This window comes from Yersinia sp. FDAARGOS_228 (genome assembly GCF_002073315.2).
In the GTDB taxonomy this organism is placed as follows: domain Bacteria; phylum Pseudomonadota; class Gammaproteobacteria; order Enterobacterales; family Enterobacteriaceae; genus Yersinia; species Yersinia intermedia.
Genome location: NZ_CP020409.2, coordinates 1168136 through 1185385, shown reverse-complemented (window position 1 = coordinate 1185385; position 17250 = coordinate 1168136). Strand labels below are relative to the sequence as shown.

The following is a 17250-nucleotide window of genomic DNA, read 5'->3' as shown; positions in this document are numbered from 1 at the left end:
GGGTTCGTGAACGTAGCGAACACCGCTGCGGCGCCAAGGGCGAGGGGTTATTAAGCACGCCCTACCGGGAATGCAATAACATCATCTAACCTTTCTGCCCCCAGTGCCAACATCACCAAACGATCAACACCTAACGCCACCCCCGAGCAATCCGGTAAGCCTTGTTTCAAGGCGGCAATCAGATTCATATCAATCGGGTTCTGCGGTAAACCACGTTTGGCACGAATACGATTATCTTGCTCAAAACGTTGCAGTTGTTCATCACCATCAGTGAGCTCATGGAAACCATTCGCCAACTCAATGCCTTTGAAGTAAACCTCAAAACGTTCCGCCACACGGTGATCTTCGGTACTGATCTCTGCCAGTGAAGCCTGAGACGCCGGGAAATGATAAACGAAGGCCGGTTTATCGCGGCCAATGTGCGGTTCTACCCCGACGGTAAACAGCAGTTGCAATAATGTATCGCGATCTTCTTCTGTATCGGCAATATTGCTTAAATCCAGTTTTGCCGCTGCTTCGCGCAGTTGCGCTTTATCTGCCGACAATGGATCGATGTCTAAATGGCGCAGAAATGCTTGCTGATAAGACAGGGTTTCAGCGCTATTGCAATCCAGTATTTGCTGCAACAGGTCATCAACCTCATTCATTAAGCGATACATATCATAATGTGGGCGATACCATTCCAGCATGGTGAATTCAGGATTGTGATGACGGCCAGCTTCTTCATTGCGGAAACTGCGCCCCAATTGATAGATAGATCCACTGCCCGCCGCCAATAAACGTTTCATGTGGTATTCAGGGCTGGTCATCATGTACAGCGTCAGGCCATCGGCAGCGCCCGGGCCAACAAACCGGGTTTGGAATGGGACTAAATGAACGTCCGTCACTGTCGCTTGGCTCATGGTTGGCGTCTCAACTTCTAATACGCCACGATCGGCAAAAAAGCGCCGGATCTCTGCCATTATTGCTGCGCGCTTCAACAAATTGGCGATAGGTGCACTCGGCTGCCAGCTTGCCGTTTCGCTCATGGTGGTTAACTCCGAAATCAAACAGGGGATGCAGTCTACTCGCATCTACTCACCCAGACAAATCTGTCACTCCCCAGCCAGATTTCTCGCCTAAATTCAGCATTTCGCACTGAAAAAAAGACTTTAGCCCAGTAGATCCTGTTTGGGATCACGTTTTTGCTAGTAATGCGCCTGAGTAGGTTCAAATAAAACAAAACAATCGATCACATCAAATTTCTAGCACTTAGCATTAGGTATAATTATTCCCATACGAAAAGTAAGAAATAGCTATTCTTAATACCATCATTCTAGTCGCCCGCCAATTAGTTAGCGGGGTAATAATATTAAAAAAATATTACGAATAGAGATTCACTTTATATAGCCAAAGTCATTGCCGTTGCAGCGCACACCGTTGTGGCGTTAAGGACCAAGGGTATAAGATTTTCACTTGAACAATGGAGAAGCGCAGTGCAAACCTTTAACGCCGATCTTGCTATTATCGGGGCCGGAGGTGCTGGTTTACGTGCAGCAATAGCCGCAGCGGAAGCCAACCCCCAACTGAAGATTGCTCTGATCTCGAAAGTATACCCGATGCGTAGCCATACTGTGGCTGCCGAAGGGGGATCAGCCGCCGTCACACAAGACCACGATAGCTTTGACTATCATTTCCACGATACCGTAGCCGGTGGTGACTGGTTATGCGAACAAGATGTTGTTGACCATTTTGTCCACAGTTGCCCGCAAGAAATGGCACAGCTAGAAATTTGGGGCTGCCCATGGAGCCGTAAACCTGATGGCTCGGTTAACGTTCGCCGTTTTGGTGGGATGAAAATTGAGCGCACCTGGTTTGCTGCCGATAAAACCGGCTTCCATATGCTGCACACTCTATTCCAGACATCTTTAAAATACCCTCAAATTCAACGATTTGATGAGCATTTTGTGTTGGATATTCTGGTCGATGATGGCCAGGCTCGCGGTGTAGTTGCCATGAATATGATGGAAGGCACCCGTGTACAAATTCGTGCAAACGCGGTGGTCATGGCTACCGGTGGCGCAGGCCGAGTTTATCGTTATAACACCAACGGCGGTATTGTTACCGGTGATGGTATGGGGATGGCATTCCACCACGGCGTTCCGCTGCGAGATATGGAATTTGTGCAATACCACCCAACCGGCCTGCCAGGCTCTGGCATCCTGATGACTGAAGGTTGTCGTGGCGAAGGCGGTATTCTGGTCAATAAAGATGGTTACCGTTATTTGCAGGATTACGGAATGGGGCCAGAAACCCCACTCGGCGAACCTAAAAACAAATACATGGAACTCGGCCCTCGCGATAAAGTTTCGCAAGCCTTCTGGCATGAATGGCGTGCTGGCCGCACTATCGCCACACCACGTGGTGATGTGGTCTATTTGGATCTGCGTCATTTGGGCGAGAAAAAACTGCTCGAGCGCCTGCCGTTCATCTGTGAGCTGGCAAAAGCCTATGTTGGTGTCGATCCAGTCAAAGAACCTATCCCAGTGCGCCCAACTGCGCATTACACCATGGGCGGTATCGAAACCAACCAGCAGTGCGAAACCCGGATCAAAGGGCTGTTCGCGGTAGGTGAATGTTCTTCTGTTGGTTTGCATGGCGCGAACCGTTTAGGTTCCAACTCACTGGCTGAGTTAGTGGTATTTGGTCGTGTCGCCGGTGAACAAGCAGCAGCGCGGGCCATGGAAGCCGGGCCGGCAAATGGCAGTGCGCTGGATGCTCAAACCCGTGATGTGGAAACCCGCCTGAGTAATCTGATGAAACAGGAAGGGACCGAGAACTGGTCTAAAATCCGCGATGAGATGGGCCTGTCAATGGAAGAAGGTTGTGGTATTTACCGCACACCAGAACTGATGCAGAAAACTGTGGATAAACTGGCCGAGTTGAAAGAGCGCTTTAAACGCGTGAAAATCACCGATACCTCCAGTGTTTTCAATACTGATTTGCTGTACACCATCGAGCTGGGTTATGGCTTGGATGTGGCTGAATGTATGGCCCACTCCGCACTTAACCGCAAAGAGTCCCGTGGCGCGCATCAGCGTCTGGATGAAGGCTGTACCGAGCGTGATGATGTTAACTTCCTCAAACACACGCTAGCATTCCATAATCCGGGTGGCGCACCACGCCTTGAATACAGCGACGTTAAAATTACCAAGCTGGCACCTGCAAAACGTGTTTATGGTGGTGAAGCCACCGCACAAGATGCGAAAGATGCAAAAGATTTGAAGGATAAGGAGCAGGCGAATGACTGATATGAAACTCCTGAAAATGGAGGTCATGCGCTATAACCCGGAAAGTGATAGCGAACCTCACTTCGAAACCTTTGAAGTACCTTATGATGAGCAGACCTCTCTGCTTGATGCATTGGGCTACATCAAAGATAACCTGGCACCGGACCTCTCTTATCGCTGGTCTTGCCGAATGGCGATTTGCGGCTCATGCGGCATGATGGTCAACAAAGTTCCGAAACTTGCCTGTAAGACTTTCCTACGCGAATACACGGGCGGAATGAAAGTCGAGGCTTTGGGTAACTTCCCAATTGAACGCGACTTAGTGGTTGATATGACTCACTTTATTGAGAGTCTGGAAGCGATCAAGCCTTACATTATTGGTAATGAGCGGAAACCACAAGACGGCCCAAATAAACAGACTCCAGCTCAGATGGCGAAATACCATCAGTTCTCCGGCTGTATTAACTGTGGCCTGTGCTATGCCGCTTGCCCGCAGTTTGGCTTGAACCCTGAGTTCATCGGCCCGGCAGCGATCACTCTGGCGCACCGTTACAATCTGGATAACCGTGACCACGGTAAAAAAGAACGTATGCCGCAGCTTAACGGTAAAAATGGTGTATGGAGCTGTACCTTCGTTGGCTACTGTTCTGAAGTTTGTCCGAAACACGTTGATCCGGCTGCTGCTATCCAGCAAGGCAAGGTTGAGAGTGCTAAAGACTTCATGATCGCCATGCTGAAACCACAATAAGGGAGGGGAGACAGTAATGACTACTAAACGTAAAGCTTATGTCCGTACCATGGCCCCAAACTGGTGGCAGAAGCTCGGTTTCTACCGCTTTTATATGGTGCGTGAAGGCACGTCGGTGCCAACAGTCTGGTTCAGTGTTCTGTTGATTTACGGCGTATTCGCGTTGAAAAGTGGCCCGGCTGGGTGGGAAGGCTTTGTTGGTTTCCTGCAAAACCCACTGGTGTTACTGATCAATATCATTACGTTATTGGCCGCTGTGCTGCATACCAAAACCTGGTTTGAACTGGCACCGAAGGCCGCTAACATTATCGTTAATAGCGAAAAGATGGGTCCAGAGCCAATTATCAAGGCGCTGTGGGTTGTGACTGTCGTGGCTACCGCGATTATTCTGGCCGTTGCCTTACTCTAACTCGGAGGAGAACAAGATGAATCAAGTCCCTAAACGCTCCGATGAACCTATCTTCTGGGGTCTGTTTGGCGCGGGTGGTATGTGGAGTGCGATTATTGCACCTGCCGTTATTCTGCTGGTTGCTATTTTGCTGCCGCTGGGCGCCTTCCCTGGTGATGCGTTGAGTTATGAGCGCATTCTGGCATTCTGTCAGAGTTTCATTGGCCGCATCTTCCTGCTACTGATGATAATTCTGCCACTGTGGTGCGGTTTACACCGTATCCATCACGCTATGCATGATTTGAAAATCCATGTCCCTGCCGGGAAATGGGTATTCTATGGTCTGGCAGCCATTCTGAGTGTGGTCACTATCATTGGTGTCCTAACGCTGTAATTATTCATACCTGATCTGCGGCCTGCTCTTTAGCGGGCCGTTTCTTTTTCAGCACTCAGCTAATAACTCAGATTCATCTATTTGCGCCTCTGATAACTGATAGCTATTCTCAACCATAGAGTAATTATCAGAAAACTAAGGAACGTCAATGCGCCTGTGGTCAAAACTATCCGTATTAACTGCAACCCTGCTCTCGGTCGCCTGTAGCGTGACGCCCCCTAAAGACATGAAAGTGGTTGATAACTTTCAACTCCCCCGCTATCTCGGCACCTGGTATGAAATTGCTCGGTTGGACCACTCTTTTGAACGTGGATTAGAGAGAGTCAGCGCTAATTACACGCCCCGAGATGATGGTGGTGTAAAAGTCATTAATCGGGGTTATAACCCGCAGAAGCAGCAATGGCAGGAGAGTATCGGCAAAGCCTATTTTATTGGCTCGCCACAACAAGCCTCACTGAAAGTGTCATTCTTTGGGCCTTTCTATGGCGGCTATAATGTCATTGATTTAGATGATAAATATCAACATGCCTTAATTGCTGGCCCTAACCGGGATTATTTGTGGATTTTATCCCGTACGCCAACAATTGATACTCAAACTCGCGATCGTTTGGTTGCCGTAGCGAAGAATTATGGTTTCCCGGTTGATCAGTTGATATGGGTTAAGCAGGAAGGGCGGAGCGCAGAGATTAAAAAGTAATAATGTGGTGTTTTAGCCGTTAATCTGTAACAGCAGATCGAAATATGACCCGATCTGCTCTTCATTCCGAGAACGCGCTACAGGAAACCTTCGGTTATGACGCCAACTTCAACCCGATAATTCCGGCCAAAATCAACCCCAAGCTAAGCACCCGCGCCAAACTGGCAGACTCCCCAAGCAGTGCAATACCTAAAATAGCTGTACCTATCGCACCAATACCGGTCCAGACCGCATAGGCCGTGCCTGCCGGTAACGTTTTCATGGCATAAGCGAGTAAAAAGACACTGGCGGCCATCGCCACAAGAGTGATAACACTGGGCGTCAACCGCGTAAAACCATGAGAATACTTTAGGCCGATAGCCCAAATAACTTCTAACAAACCCGCAATAACCAGAATAATCCAAGCCATGGTAACCACCTCGCTCAGGCGGGGTCGTCCCCGAAAAACAGATGCGTGCTCAGGTCGTCCTGAACAGCAGAAAGGTAAGGGGGATACGTTATCACGCTAAATAATAATCAGCAATATCATGATCAACCAAAACAAATCCGGCGGCAATCACCGCCGATAACAACATAAACAGACGTTTATTCGGCGCTACGTTCAATCGCACTACCTGCGCTTTGAACATCTTTGCCAACACCTTTCGTGGTGTTGCAGGCACTCAATGAAGAGATAACCAACAATGAAAAAATAATGGCGATACTTTTCTTCAACATTTTAAAGGTTCCTTATGGGACATTGGGCTTACTCAGCTTATAAGGATAGTCAAAAAAACAGCATTGCACTTTTTCCGACTCAATTTGCAGCACCACCGCGCGCTATCGATAAAATCCACATCCGACAGGCCCAGATAGCAGAAAACCGCTTAAAAGCGGTTTTCTTTCATTCTCAGCGCATCTTACTTATTAAGGCTTACTTAACGCGAGAAACATATTCGCCAGAGCGGGTATCAACTTTGATGACTTCGCCAACCTGTACGAATAATGGCACTTTGACCACTGCACCGGTGCTCAGAGTTGCAGGTTTACCACCGGTACCGGCAGTATCACCCTTCAGACCTGGATCAGTGTCAACAATTTCGAGTTCAACAAAGTTTGGTGGGCTGACAGCGATAGGCTGACCATTCCACAGAGTTACGATACATTCAGCCTGATCAATCAGCCATTTGTCGTTATCACCAATGGCTTTAGCATCAGCTTGCAACTGTTCGTAAGTCTCGTTATTCATGAAGTGCCAGAACTCACCGTCGTTGTACAGGTAAGTCAGGTTCAAATCGTTAACGTCTGCGCCTTCGGCAGAGTCGGTAGATTTAAAGGTTTTTTCAACGCGTGAGCCGGTCAGCAGGCGGCGCATCTTAACACGAGCAAAAGCCTGACCTTTGCCTGGTTTTACGAACTCGCTGGATTCAACTGCATAAGGCTCGCCCTCGAACATGATTTTAAGACCGGGACGAAAATCGTTGCTATAATAAGTGGCCATAATGGTCCTCAAGAAACTGGTAGTTAAGCCTAAAAAATGGCAAGTATTGTAACCCGAAACATGCCAATTAGAGAAGATTGGTTACAGCAACTCGCCGATGTAATTACTGATCCGGCCGAATTGCTAAGAATTCTGTCCTTAAATGAACACCCTAACCTGCAACAAGGTATTGAGGCTCGTCGTTTATTCCCTCTCAGAGTCCCCCGCGCTTTTGTTGCGCGTATGCGGCTGGGGGATCCATCTGACCCATTATTGCTTCAAGTGCTGACCGCGCGCGAAGAGTTTATCGCCGCCCCCGGTTTCACCACCGATCCGCTTGATGAACAACGCAGCGTCGTACCCGGCTTATTACACAAGTATCACAACCGCGCACTGCTGCTGGTTAAAGGCGGCTGTGCCGTCAATTGTCGCTATTGTTTCCGCCGCCATTTCCCTTATCAGGATAACCAAGGCAACAAAGCCAACTGGCATCAAGCGCTAGACTATATCCGCCAACACCCTGAGCTAGACGAGATCATCTTTTCCGGCGGTGACCCGCTAATGGCAAAAGACCATGAACTCAGTTGGTTGCTGGATGAGCTGGAAAACATCGCTCACATCAAGCGCCTGCGTATCCATACCCGGTTACCGGTGGTTATCCCTGACCGTATTACTGCGGCACTGTGTCAGCGGTTGGGTGATACACGATTACAAGTGCTGATGGTTACACATATAAACCACACCAATGAAATCGATCAGCCTTTACGGGACAGTATGGCACAGCTCAAACGGGCGGGTGTGACCCTATTAAACCAGAGTGTGCTGTTGCGAGGGATCAATGATGATGCCGAGGTATTGGCAACATTAAGTAATGCCTTGTTTGATGCCGGTATTCTGCCTTATTACATCCATGTGTTGGATAAAGTACAGGGCGCTGCTCACTTTATGGTCGATGATGACGAAGCAAGGCTATTGATGAAAGGGCTTCTATGCCGCGTATCCGGTTATTTGGTTCCCCGTTTAGCACGGGAAATTGGCGGTGAGTTAAGCAAGACCCCGCTGGATCTCCGATTGATGCAGGATAAATAATTCGGGTGACAAATCTGTAACTCGAAAGATGATGGATATAACAATCAGGGGATGCCATGGCATCCCCTGATTTATTTAAATTTTCGCCTGAACTATCAAGGGCATTTATAAACTTCGCCAACCATTTTGCTATCCAGTGGCGCAAAGCTTGATAAGAAGGTTTCGCTTGGGCTGGTAGCACCGTAAATTACGTTGCCACCCATTGCTGCTGCTTTATTACGTAGATCATTTGCTGCACCACGCATAGAACTGCTTTCACCACCGCCACCAGAGAACCAGTTACTCTGAGTACCAGCCACTTGGCCGACCAACTGACATTCAGCACCAGGCTTAGTATCAGAGAACTTCACTTGCTCACCCGCCGAACTTAATTGGTTAGTGGAGCTACAACCCGCCAGCAACAGCGCTGCTGAAAGGCCAAGTAACACTTTAATTCGCATTTTTTTCCCCATTCTAAGTTGAGAATCACGCTAAAGATTACCAGAAAGCACCGCTGCCGCTTAGGCATCCGTTGCCGAAATTATCCAAATACTCGATGTCGAGCCTGATGGTTAATGGTTATCAGTTTACACATTAAATTACTGCCACAACTAAAAAAAGTCATGCAATCATCACACTGAATGAATTAAAACCACTTTTAGCGCGTTAAGTTACGAAATTTGAATCAGAAAAGACTCAGTATAAGAGTAAGTAGAGGTGGGGGGTTATGACAAGGTGCAGTGATACTAGATAAAATAAAAGCGAGCAGGTCACCCCACTCGCTTTTATCAACAGCTTGTTCCTTTTGCTACCAATCTAATGGCAACTCAAAGGTTGGCAGCATTACATCATGCCGCCCATGCCGCCCATACCACCCATGCCGCCAGCGCCCATATCACCGCCTTTGTCATCACGTGGCAGGTCAGTGATCATGCACTCGGTGGTGATCATCAGACCAGCAATAGAGGCTGCGTACTGCAGAGCAGAACGAGTCACTTTAGTTGGATCCAAGATACCCATCGCGATCATGTCGCCGTATTCTTCGGTATAAGCGTTGTAGCCGTAGCTACCTGAACCCGCTTTAACGTTGTTCGCGATAACAGAGGCTTCTTCACCGGCGTTAACCACGATCTGACGCAGTGGAGATTCCATCGCACGCAGAGCAACTTTGATACCGACGTTCTGATCTTCGTTATCGCCTTTCAGACCAGATTTAGTGATAGCAGATGCAGCACGAATCAGTGCAACACCACCACCAGCCACTACGCCTTCTTCTACTGCCGCACGGGTTGCGTGCAGAGCATCTTCAACGCGCGCTTTCTTCTCTTTCATTTCAACTTCAGTTGCGGCACCCACTTTGATAACGGCAACGCCGCCAGCCAGTTTAGCGACACGCTCTTGCAGTTTTTCTTTGTCGTAGTCAGAAGTCGCATCTTCAATTTGCTGACGGATCTGAGTAACACGACCCTGGATTGCCGCTTCATCGCCTACGCCATCGATGATGATAGTGGTGTCTTTATTGATAACAACGCGTTTTGCCTGACCCAGATCTTCCAGAGTGGTTTTTTCCAGTTCCAGACCGATCTCTTCAGAGATAACAGTACCGCTAGTCAGTGTCGCGATGTCTTGCAGCATAGCTTTACGACGGTCGCCGAAGCCAGGTGCTTTAACCGCTGCAACTTTAACAATACCGCGCATGGTGTTAACCACCAGAGTCGCCAGGGCTTCGCCTTCAACGTCTTCTGCGATGATCAGCAGTGGTTTACCGGCTTTCGCTACGGCTTCCAGCACTGGCAGCATTTCACGGATGTTAGAGATTTTCTTGTCAGCCAGCAGGATGAATGGGCTTTCAAGTTCAATAGAACCAGTTTCTGGTTTATTGATGAAGTAAGGAGACAGGTAGCCACGGTCGAACTGCATACCTTCTACTACGTCCAGCTCGTCTTGCAGGCCTGAACCTTCTTCAACGGTGATAACGCCTTCTTTACCGACTTTTTCCATCGCTTGAGCGATAAGCTCACCTACGGTGGAGTCAGAGTTGGCAGAGATAGTCCCTACCTGAGCGATAGCTTTAGAGTCAGAGCAAGGTACAGACAGTTTTTTCAGCTCTTCAACCGCAGCGATAACTGCTTTGTCGATACCGCGCTTCAGATCCATTGGGTTCATGCCGGCCGCAACTGCTTTCAGGCCTTCAGTGATAATGGATTGAGCCAATACTGTTGCAGTAGTGGTACCGTCACCCGCCGCGTCATTCGCTTTAGAGGCAACTTCTTTAACCATCTGTGCACCCATGTTCTCAAACTTGTCTTCCAGTTCGATCTCACGCGCAACTGAAACACCATCTTTGGTGATAGTTGGAGAGCCGAAAGACTTGTCCAGAACTACGTTACGGCCTTTCGGGCCCAGGGTCACTTTCACTGCATCAGCAAGGATGTTTACGCCGCGTAGCATTTTGATGCGTGCGTCGTTACCGAATTTTACGTCTTTAGCTGCCATTGGTATTTCCCTTAACTCGTTCAGTTCAGAAGATTAGAGAGCGTGAATTACGCTTCAACAATTGCCAGAATGTCACTTTCGGACATGATCAACACTTCTTCATGGTCGATCTTCTCTGACTTCACGCCGTAACCATCGTTGAAAATAACGATGTCGCCTACTTTCACATCCAGCGGTTTGATTTCACCGTTATCCAGGATGCGACCATTGCCGACTGCCAGAACTTCACCACGAGTAGATTTACCCGCTGCAGTGCCAGTCAGAACGATGCCGCCAGCAGATTTAGATTCAACTTCTTTGCGCTTGACGATAACGCGGTCATGCAATGGACGAATTTTCATTGATAGCTCTCCTATGAGAAGGTCCGTATCAGATTTAGGATTAATATCGGCACGCCTTCATAACCGATACCGTGACATTCTAAGTGGGGGCACCCTCTCATCCCTTCAAGGGAGACGACAAAAAAAATTTCACTTTTTTTCACCCTGATCAGGAAGATTCTCATCCTCCTCGTTGCCTACCCGACAAAGAAAGTCTGTAATTTACTTTATAAATTTATGATTAATAAACAAGCTATTAGATAAAACCCACAGCTTACTTATCATCTTTGAAACGATTATCTGTAGGTTTATCATCCTCATCAGAGCGATGTTCTACTGTGAAACTGTCGTCAGCTTTGCGCTGAAACTCGCCATCAAAGGTATTGCCACCACCCATAGGGCCAGAACCATTGTGAGTAAAACCACCACGATAAATATTCAGATGCGGCATCAGTTTTAGCGTTAAAGATTTCTGAATCGGCGGCAATAACAGCAGTAAGCCGAGGAAATCAGTGAAGAAACCAGGGATCAACAGCAAGAAGCCAGCCAAAACCAGCGACACACTTTTAATCATCTCTGCCGCCGGGCTTTCACCGGCAGCCAGTTTTTGCTGCATCTGCATAAAGGTTTTTATCCCCTGGTTACGCACCAGAGAGATCCCCACACAGGAGCTAAGGATCACCAGCAGCAGGGTAACCAACACACCCAATACGGCTGCGACTTTAATAAATATCGATATTTCTATGTATGCCAATAAAAATATCAGCGCTAACGGTAACCAACGCACCGCATTCTCCTTATTCCGATCATTCAGTATCCCTCATCAGGTAAACCTGCCTGACAGATACCATGAAAACCTTGACCCGGCTGTTGCTGACACGCCCCTTTCCCTCTGTTAGCAGATTTCAGCATCAGCTCCCCCTTCAACGTGGGTCGACTACAGTAAAATGGTGATGGTTGGCTCGATTTTCAAGTTGCTGCCATACTTTTATTACTAATTAATCTAACTGTGAGAAGAATCACAGATATCAGATCATCTCGATTAAATCCGACCATATAGTGATCTCAGTTCAAGGCTTTTTGTCGCTAAGCAGCATATGATCCTGTTAGCAAGAAGATGAGTGGTTAATCTTTCCGCACTAAAGGTTCATTGCGGCATCATATTGCTCACGGCGGCATTATTAAATTAACAAATACAAAACAAGACAGCACAATAGAGAAGGTTCTCATGTCAAATAACATTCGTATTGAAGAAGACCTGTTAGGTACACGAGAAGTCCCCGCAGAGGCTTACTACGGTGTTCACACCCTGCGTGCGATTGAAAACTTCTATATCAGTAACAGCAAAATTAGTGATGTTCCCGAATTTGTACGCGGCATGGTTATGGTAAAAAAAGCCGCAGCAATGGCGAACAAAGAGCTACACACTATCCCACGCAAAATCGCGGATATCATTATTCAGGCATGTGATGAAGTTCTGGATAAAGGCAAGTGCATGGATCAGTTCCCGGTTGACGTGTTCCAAGGCGGCGCCGGTACCTCTTTAAACATGAACACCAACGAAGTTCTGGCCAATATCGGTCTGGAGCTGATGGGTCACCAGAAGGGAGAGTATCAATACCTTAACCCTAACGACCATCTGAATAAATGCCAGTCCACCAACGATGCCTACCCTACCGGTTTCCGCATTGCGGTGTATGCCTCCATTATGAAGTTGATCGACGCGATCAATCAGTTAAAAGAAGGTTTTGAAAGAAAATCCAAAGAATTCGAAAAAATCCTGAAAATGGGCCGTACCCAGTTGCAGGACGCAGTACCAATGACGCTGGGCCAGGAGTTCAAAGCCTTTGCGATATTATTAAAAGAAGAAACCAAGAACCTGCAACGTACCGCTGAATTGCTGCTAGAAGTTAACCTGGGTGCAACTGCGATTGGTACTGCGCTGAACACACCAGAAGGCTACTCACAGTTAGCAATAAAGAAATTATCTGAAATCAGTGGCTTGGCTTGTGTTCCGGCTGAAGACTTGATCGAAGCAACTTCTGACTGTGGTGCTTACGTCATGGTGCACAGTGCGCTGAAACGCCTGGCTGTTAAGATGTCAAAAATCTGTAACGACTTGCGTTTACTGTCATCTGGCCCACGTACTGGCCTGAATGAAATCAACCTGCCAGAATTACAGGCTGGTTCTTCAATTATGCCTGCCAAAGTTAACCCGGTTATCCCTGAAGTCGTTAACCAGGTTTGTTTTAAGGTGATCGGTAACGACACTTGCATTACTATGGCCGCCGAAGCGGGTCAACTCCAGTTGAACGTTATGGAGCCAGTGATTGGTCAGGCCATGTTTGAGTCTATCCATATCCTGACAAACGCCTGTTATAACCTGTTGGAAAAATGTATTAACGGTATTACTGCCAACAAAGAGGTCTGCGAACGCTACGTCTTTAACTCCATCGGTATCGTCACTTATCTCAACCCATTCATTGGCCACCATAATGGTGACATCGTGGGTAAAATCTGTGCGGAAACCGGTAAAAATGTGCGGGAAGTTGTTCTGGAACGCGGCTTGTTGACTGAAGCCGAGCTGGACGACATTTTCTCTGTTGAGAACCTGATGCATCCGGCTTATAAAGCGAAACGTTATACCGATGAAAATGAACAATAATATAATCATCCGGTAGCCCTGAAAGGCACGCATGCTCCTCTGGACAGCGTGCCTTTCTACTTTCTGGCGAACACAATTCTTTAACTTTTCATTACTAATTAAAACAAGTTGTTCCCAATTTTAAATAAGGAGTAAACACTATGATAGCCGTAGAATTAGTCATCGTTCTGCTGGCCATTTTTTTAGGGGCCAGGTTAGGTGGTATCGGTATTGGTTTTGCAGGCGGCATCGGTGTTCTGGTTTTAGCCATTATTGGCGTTAAACCCGGTAGCATTCCGTTCGATGTTATCTCAATTATTATGGCCGTTATTGCTGCAATCTCTGCGATGCAGGTAGCGGGCGGTATGGATTATCTGGTGCAGCAAACTGAAAAGTTACTGCGTAAGAATCCAAAACACATCACCATTCTGGCACCGCTGGTCACTTATTTTCTGACCATCTTTGCTGGGACAGGTAACATTTCTCTTTCAGCTCTGCCCGTGATTGCAGAAGTGGCGAAAGAGCAAGGCATCAAACCTTGCCGCCCTCTGTCCACAGCAGTGGTTTCCGCACAGATAGCCATTACTGCCTCACCGATTTCAGCGGCGGTGGTTTACATGTCTTCCGTTATGGAAGGTCATGGCGTTAGCTATCTGCATCTGCTGATGATCGTCATCCCCTCTACCCTGTGTGCGGTGCTGGTGATGTCGCTGATCGTATCCTTGTGCTTTAACTCTAAATTGTCTGATGACCCTATCTATATCAAACGTTTAGAAGAAGGTTTGGTAACACTGCGTGGCGATACTGTAAAAGTAATCAAACCACGGGCTAAAACGTCAGTGCTACTGTTCCTGGCGGGCGTTCTTTGTGTGGTTGCCTACGCGATTATCAACAGCCCGAGTGTCGGTCTGGTTGCAACTCCGCTGATGAATACCACTAACGCTATCCTGATCATCATGCTGAGTGTGGCAACCGTCACTACGCTGGTTTGCTCGGTTGATACCGATGCAGTCCTGAACTCCAGCACTTTCAAAGCCGGTATGAGCGCTTGTATCTGTATTCTGGGTGTAGCCTGGTTAGGTGATACCTTTGTACAGCACAACCTGGAGTGGATTAAAGAAACTGCGGGTAGCCTGATTCAAGCTCACTCATGGTTGCTGGCCGTTATCTTCTTCTTCTGTTCTGCATTGTTGTACTCTCAGGCTGCAACTGCCAAGGCATTGATGCCAATGGCAATGGCCCTGAACGTGTCACCACTGGCCGCCATCGCCTCTTTCGCGGCGGTGTCTGGTCTGTTTATTCTGCCTACCTACCCAACATTGGTAGCAGCAGTACAAATGGATGATACAGGTACTACGCGTATTGGTCGTTTCGTGTTTAACCATCCATTCTTCATCCCTGGTACCATCGGGGTGGCGCTGGCCGTGTGCTTCGGCTTTGTGATGGGTAGTCTGGTTCTGTAAGCGTTTTGGTGGGGCGCAATTTATTTGCGCCCCCACTCACATCAGCAATCCTCTTCTACAACACTCATTTGCCACTTTCATCGAATCTATCTCACCGTTACATAAATCATCTTCTGACCTGCCCGCGCTTCGCGCTATAGTGTCCAGGCAAGTATTCAGGTAACGCGTATATACAGCACGTTACGCTCCGCTTCGTCATATAAGCCGCGCAACCGATGAGGTTAAGATGTCTGATTGTGATGCAATTGTGGTATTGTGCACCGCCCCTGATGAAGCCAGCGCGCAAGATTTAGCCGCGCAGGTTCTGGGTGAGAAATTGGCCGCCTGTGCCACGCTGTTGCCCGGTGCAACCTCGATTTACTACTGGGAAGGTAAGCTCCAGCAAGAGTATGAAGTGCAACTCTTGTTTAAGAGCGATACAGATCATCAGCAAGCCCTTCTCAGTTACATCAAACAACATCACCCCTACCAGACGCCAGAATTACTGGTGTTACCGGTACAGGGCGGAGATAAAGATTACCTGTCATGGCTCAACGCTTCATTACTCTGATTCTGCTGCTGTGCAGCGCTTTACTCGTACCGCACAGCGCACAGGCCTCACTATTTGGTGAGAGTTCCTCCTTTGGCCAAAAAAGCAGCCAGAGCCGGTTCATACCGGTCGATAAGGCGTTTGCCTTTGATTTTCGCCAACAAGGCGACCAGCTCACACTGAGTTGGCAGATTCATCCCGACTATTATCTGTATCGCCAGCAAATAAAAATTGAGCCACAGCACGCCACTCTAGGGGAATTTACTCTGCCAGAGGGTATTGCACATCATGATGAGTTCTACGGTGAAGTGGCGATTTTCAAACAGCAGCTCGTGCTGAAAATCCCGATTTCGCAGGCTGCGGGAGGTGCGAGTGTCAGCGTCACTTATCAGGGCTGTGCCGCCGCCGGTTTCTGTTACCCGCCAGAAGTACGGGTGGTGCCGCTTAATGCCATCATCGCTAGCTCAGCCGCTACCGTTAACCCGCAGGGCGCGGCACAACCCACCCACGATAGCGCGCCTGTACCGGCTGAATTACCCTTCTCACCACTGTGGGCGCTATTAATTGGTATCGGTATCGCCTTTACCCCCTGTGTGTTGCCCATGTACCCGCTAATTTCCGCCATTATTCTTGGCCGCGAAAAGCCCCACAGCCAGCGGCGAATATTGATACTGGCAGTGGTATATGTGCAAGGCATGGCGTTGACGTATACCTTGCTCGGTTTAGTGGTAGCGGCGGCTGGCTTACAATTTCAGGCCGCGCTACAACATCCGTATGTGTTGATTGGGTTATCGGTGCTGTTCGTATTATTGGCGCTATCGATGTTTGGCCTCTATTCGCTGCAACTGCCCTCGTCACTGCAAACCCGGCTGGTACAGTGGAGTAGCAGCCAACGTGGCGGTTCGCTGGCCGGTGTCTTTGCCATGGGTGCACTGGCGGGCCTGATTTGCTCTCCGTGCACCACCGCGCCCCTCAGCGCCATTCTGCTGTATATCGCGCAAAGCGGAAATATGCTGGCCGGTGGCGGTACGTTGTATTTATATGCGTTAGGTATGGGGATTCCACTGGTAGTTGTGACGCTGTTTGGCAACAAGCTGATCCCGCGTAGCGGCCCGTGGATGCAATATGTCAAAGAAGCTTTCGGCTTTGTGATTCTGGCGCTGCCGGTATTTCTGCTGGAAAGGGTCTTGGGTGATGTCTGGGGCTTGCGTTTATGGAGCCTGCTGGCCATCGCCTTCTTCGGTTGGGCATTTGTACTCAGCCTTAAAACCCATTCTGGCTGGGCACGGGCCTTACAATTGCTGCTGTTGGCGGCGCTATTAATCGCTGCCCGCCCGTTACAGGATTGGGCTTTTAATGGCAACACGCAGCAGGTTGAAATCAAACACTTAAGCTTCCAACCGGTGGCTAATTTGCCACAATTACAGGCTGCATTAGCGCAAGCACAGGGCAAGCCGGTGATGCTGGATCTGTATGCAGACTGGTGCGTGGCCTGTAAAGAGTTTGAGAAATATACCTTCAGTGATAGCCATGTTCAGCGCCAGCTCGCGGATACCGTGCTCATTCAGGCTGATGTCACCAGCAACAGCGCCGAACATGCGGCGATGTTGAAAGAACTCAAGGTGTTGGGTTTGCCAACTATTCTGTTTTTTGATGCGCAGGGTAAAGAGGTTCCCGCCGCCAGAGTGACCGGTTTTATGAACGCCACTGAGTTCTTAGCACATTTGCAGCAAACCATGCCGCGCTAAACCCTGCGAATGGTCTGGCGCGGTAGG

18 protein-coding genes are annotated in these 17250 nt (G+C 48.5%); 10 read left to right on the top strand and 8 right to left on the bottom strand.

Going from position 1 to position 17250, the window contains the following annotated elements; translation table 11 throughout:
- Nucleotides 1–50: 50 nt before the first annotated feature.
- The gene (gene epmA, locus A6J67_RS05395) at nucleotides 51–1028 is read right to left on the bottom strand and encodes an elongation factor P--(R)-beta-lysine ligase (RefSeq protein WP_042568695.1); all 978 of its coding nucleotides are present in this window, start codon (nucleotides 1026–1028) and stop codon (nucleotides 51–53) included.
- A 447-nt stretch (nucleotides 1029–1475) separates the two neighbouring features.
- Between epmA and frdA the strand changes: the two genes are divergently transcribed.
- The 5 genes from frdA to blc all read left to right on the top strand — a co-directional run bounded on the left by frdA (nucleotide 1476) and on the right by blc (nucleotide 5496).
- Nucleotides 1476–3290, top strand: coding sequence for a fumarate reductase (quinol) flavoprotein subunit (frdA, locus tag A6J67_RS05390; RefSeq protein WP_042568696.1), 1815 nt, complete (start codon nucleotides 1476–1478; stop codon nucleotides 3288–3290).
- The gene (locus A6J67_RS05385) at nucleotides 3283–4017 is read left to right on the top strand and encodes a succinate dehydrogenase/fumarate reductase iron-sulfur subunit (RefSeq protein ID WP_032906821.1); all 735 of its coding nucleotides are present in this window, start codon (nucleotides 3283–3285) and stop codon (nucleotides 4015–4017) included. The genes frdA and A6J67_RS05385 overlap by 8 nt, the downstream gene beginning before the upstream one ends.
- A gap of 16 nt (nucleotides 4018–4033) precedes the next feature.
- The gene (frdC, locus tag A6J67_RS05380; RefSeq protein ID WP_005187478.1) at nucleotides 4034–4426 is read left to right on the top strand and encodes a fumarate reductase subunit FrdC; all 393 of its coding nucleotides are present in this window, start codon (nucleotides 4034–4036) and stop codon (nucleotides 4424–4426) included.
- A gap of 16 nt (nucleotides 4427–4442) precedes the next feature.
- Nucleotides 4443–4799: a fumarate reductase subunit FrdD gene (gene frdD, locus A6J67_RS05375; protein ID WP_042568697.1), complete on the top strand. Its 357-nt coding sequence runs from the start codon at nucleotides 4443–4445 to the stop codon at nucleotides 4797–4799.
- Between the two features lie 148 nt (nucleotides 4800–4947).
- Nucleotides 4948–5496: an outer membrane lipoprotein Blc gene (gene blc, locus A6J67_RS05370; RefSeq protein WP_005187473.1), complete on the top strand. Its 549-nt coding sequence runs from the start codon at nucleotides 4948–4950 to the stop codon at nucleotides 5494–5496.
- 94 nt (nucleotides 5497–5590) lie between these two features.
- On the opposite strand, the gene sugE is transcribed toward blc, so the two are convergent.
- From sugE to efp, 3 genes are all read right to left on the bottom strand, one after another.
- Nucleotides 5591–5905, bottom strand: coding sequence for a quaternary ammonium compound efflux SMR transporter SugE (gene sugE / locus A6J67_RS05365; RefSeq protein WP_005187470.1), 315 nt, complete (start codon nucleotides 5903–5905; stop codon nucleotides 5591–5593).
- Nucleotides 5906–6081: 176 nt separating this feature from the next.
- Nucleotides 6082–6213 carry an entericidin A/B family lipoprotein gene (locus tag A6J67_RS05360; protein WP_004392446.1) on the bottom strand — a complete coding sequence of 44 codons (132 nt, stop codon included), beginning with the start codon at nucleotides 6211–6213 and terminating at the stop codon, nucleotides 6082–6084.
- A 196-nt stretch (nucleotides 6214–6409) separates the two neighbouring features.
- Complete coding sequence (gene efp, locus A6J67_RS05355; RefSeq protein WP_032906820.1) at nucleotides 6410–6976, bottom strand: elongation factor P; 567 nt, start codon at nucleotides 6974–6976, stop codon at nucleotides 6410–6412.
- 36 nt (nucleotides 6977–7012) lie between these two features.
- On the opposite strand from efp, the gene epmB reads away from it, so the two are divergent.
- A complete protein-coding gene (gene epmB, locus A6J67_RS05350) occupies nucleotides 7013–8044 on the top strand; it encodes an EF-P beta-lysylation protein EpmB (RefSeq protein ID WP_050297146.1) in 1032 nt (343 codons plus the stop codon).
- A 95-nt stretch (nucleotides 8045–8139) separates the two neighbouring features.
- On the opposite strand, the gene A6J67_RS05345 is transcribed toward epmB, so the two are convergent.
- From A6J67_RS05345 to A6J67_RS05330, 4 genes are all read right to left on the bottom strand, one after another.
- Entirely contained in the window at nucleotides 8140–8484 is a 345-nt protein-coding gene (locus A6J67_RS05345; protein WP_032906818.1) for a DUF4156 domain-containing protein, read from the bottom strand.
- A 382-nt stretch (nucleotides 8485–8866) separates the two neighbouring features.
- Nucleotides 8867–10519, bottom strand: a complete 1653-nt coding sequence (gene groL, locus A6J67_RS05340; protein WP_005187431.1) for a chaperonin GroEL — start codon at nucleotides 10517–10519, stop codon at nucleotides 8867–8869.
- Nucleotides 10520–10566: 47 nt separating this feature from the next.
- The gene (locus tag A6J67_RS05335) at nucleotides 10567–10860 is read right to left on the bottom strand and encodes a co-chaperone GroES (protein ID WP_004391824.1); all 294 of its coding nucleotides are present in this window, start codon (nucleotides 10858–10860) and stop codon (nucleotides 10567–10569) included.
- 253 nt (nucleotides 10861–11113) lie between these two features.
- Entirely contained in the window at nucleotides 11114–11626 is a 513-nt protein-coding gene (locus tag A6J67_RS05330; RefSeq protein ID WP_005187427.1) for an FxsA family protein, read from the bottom strand.
- Between the two features lie 441 nt (nucleotides 11627–12067).
- Between A6J67_RS05330 and aspA the strand changes: the two genes are divergently transcribed.
- The 4 genes from aspA (at nucleotide 12068) to A6J67_RS05310 (ending at nucleotide 17223) form a co-directional block, all read left to right on the top strand.
- On the top strand, nucleotides 12068–13504 hold the full coding sequence (aspA, locus tag A6J67_RS05325; RefSeq protein ID WP_005187411.1) for an aspartate ammonia-lyase: 1437 nt from the start codon (nucleotides 12068–12070) through the stop codon (nucleotides 13502–13504).
- A 140-nt stretch (nucleotides 13505–13644) separates the two neighbouring features.
- On the top strand, nucleotides 13645–14946 hold the full coding sequence (locus tag A6J67_RS05320) for an anaerobic C4-dicarboxylate transporter (protein WP_005187407.1): 1302 nt from the start codon (nucleotides 13645–13647) through the stop codon (nucleotides 14944–14946).
- A gap of 226 nt (nucleotides 14947–15172) precedes the next feature.
- Complete coding sequence (gene cutA / locus A6J67_RS05315; RefSeq protein ID WP_005187404.1) at nucleotides 15173–15496, top strand: divalent cation tolerance protein CutA; 324 nt, start codon at nucleotides 15173–15175, stop codon at nucleotides 15494–15496.
- Nucleotides 15472–17223: a protein-disulfide reductase DsbD gene (locus A6J67_RS05310; protein WP_050297142.1), complete on the top strand. Its 1752-nt coding sequence runs from the start codon at nucleotides 15472–15474 to the stop codon at nucleotides 17221–17223. Before cutA ends, A6J67_RS05310 begins: the two co-directional genes overlap by 25 nt.
- The last annotated feature ends 27 nt before the right edge of the window (nucleotides 17224–17250 follow it).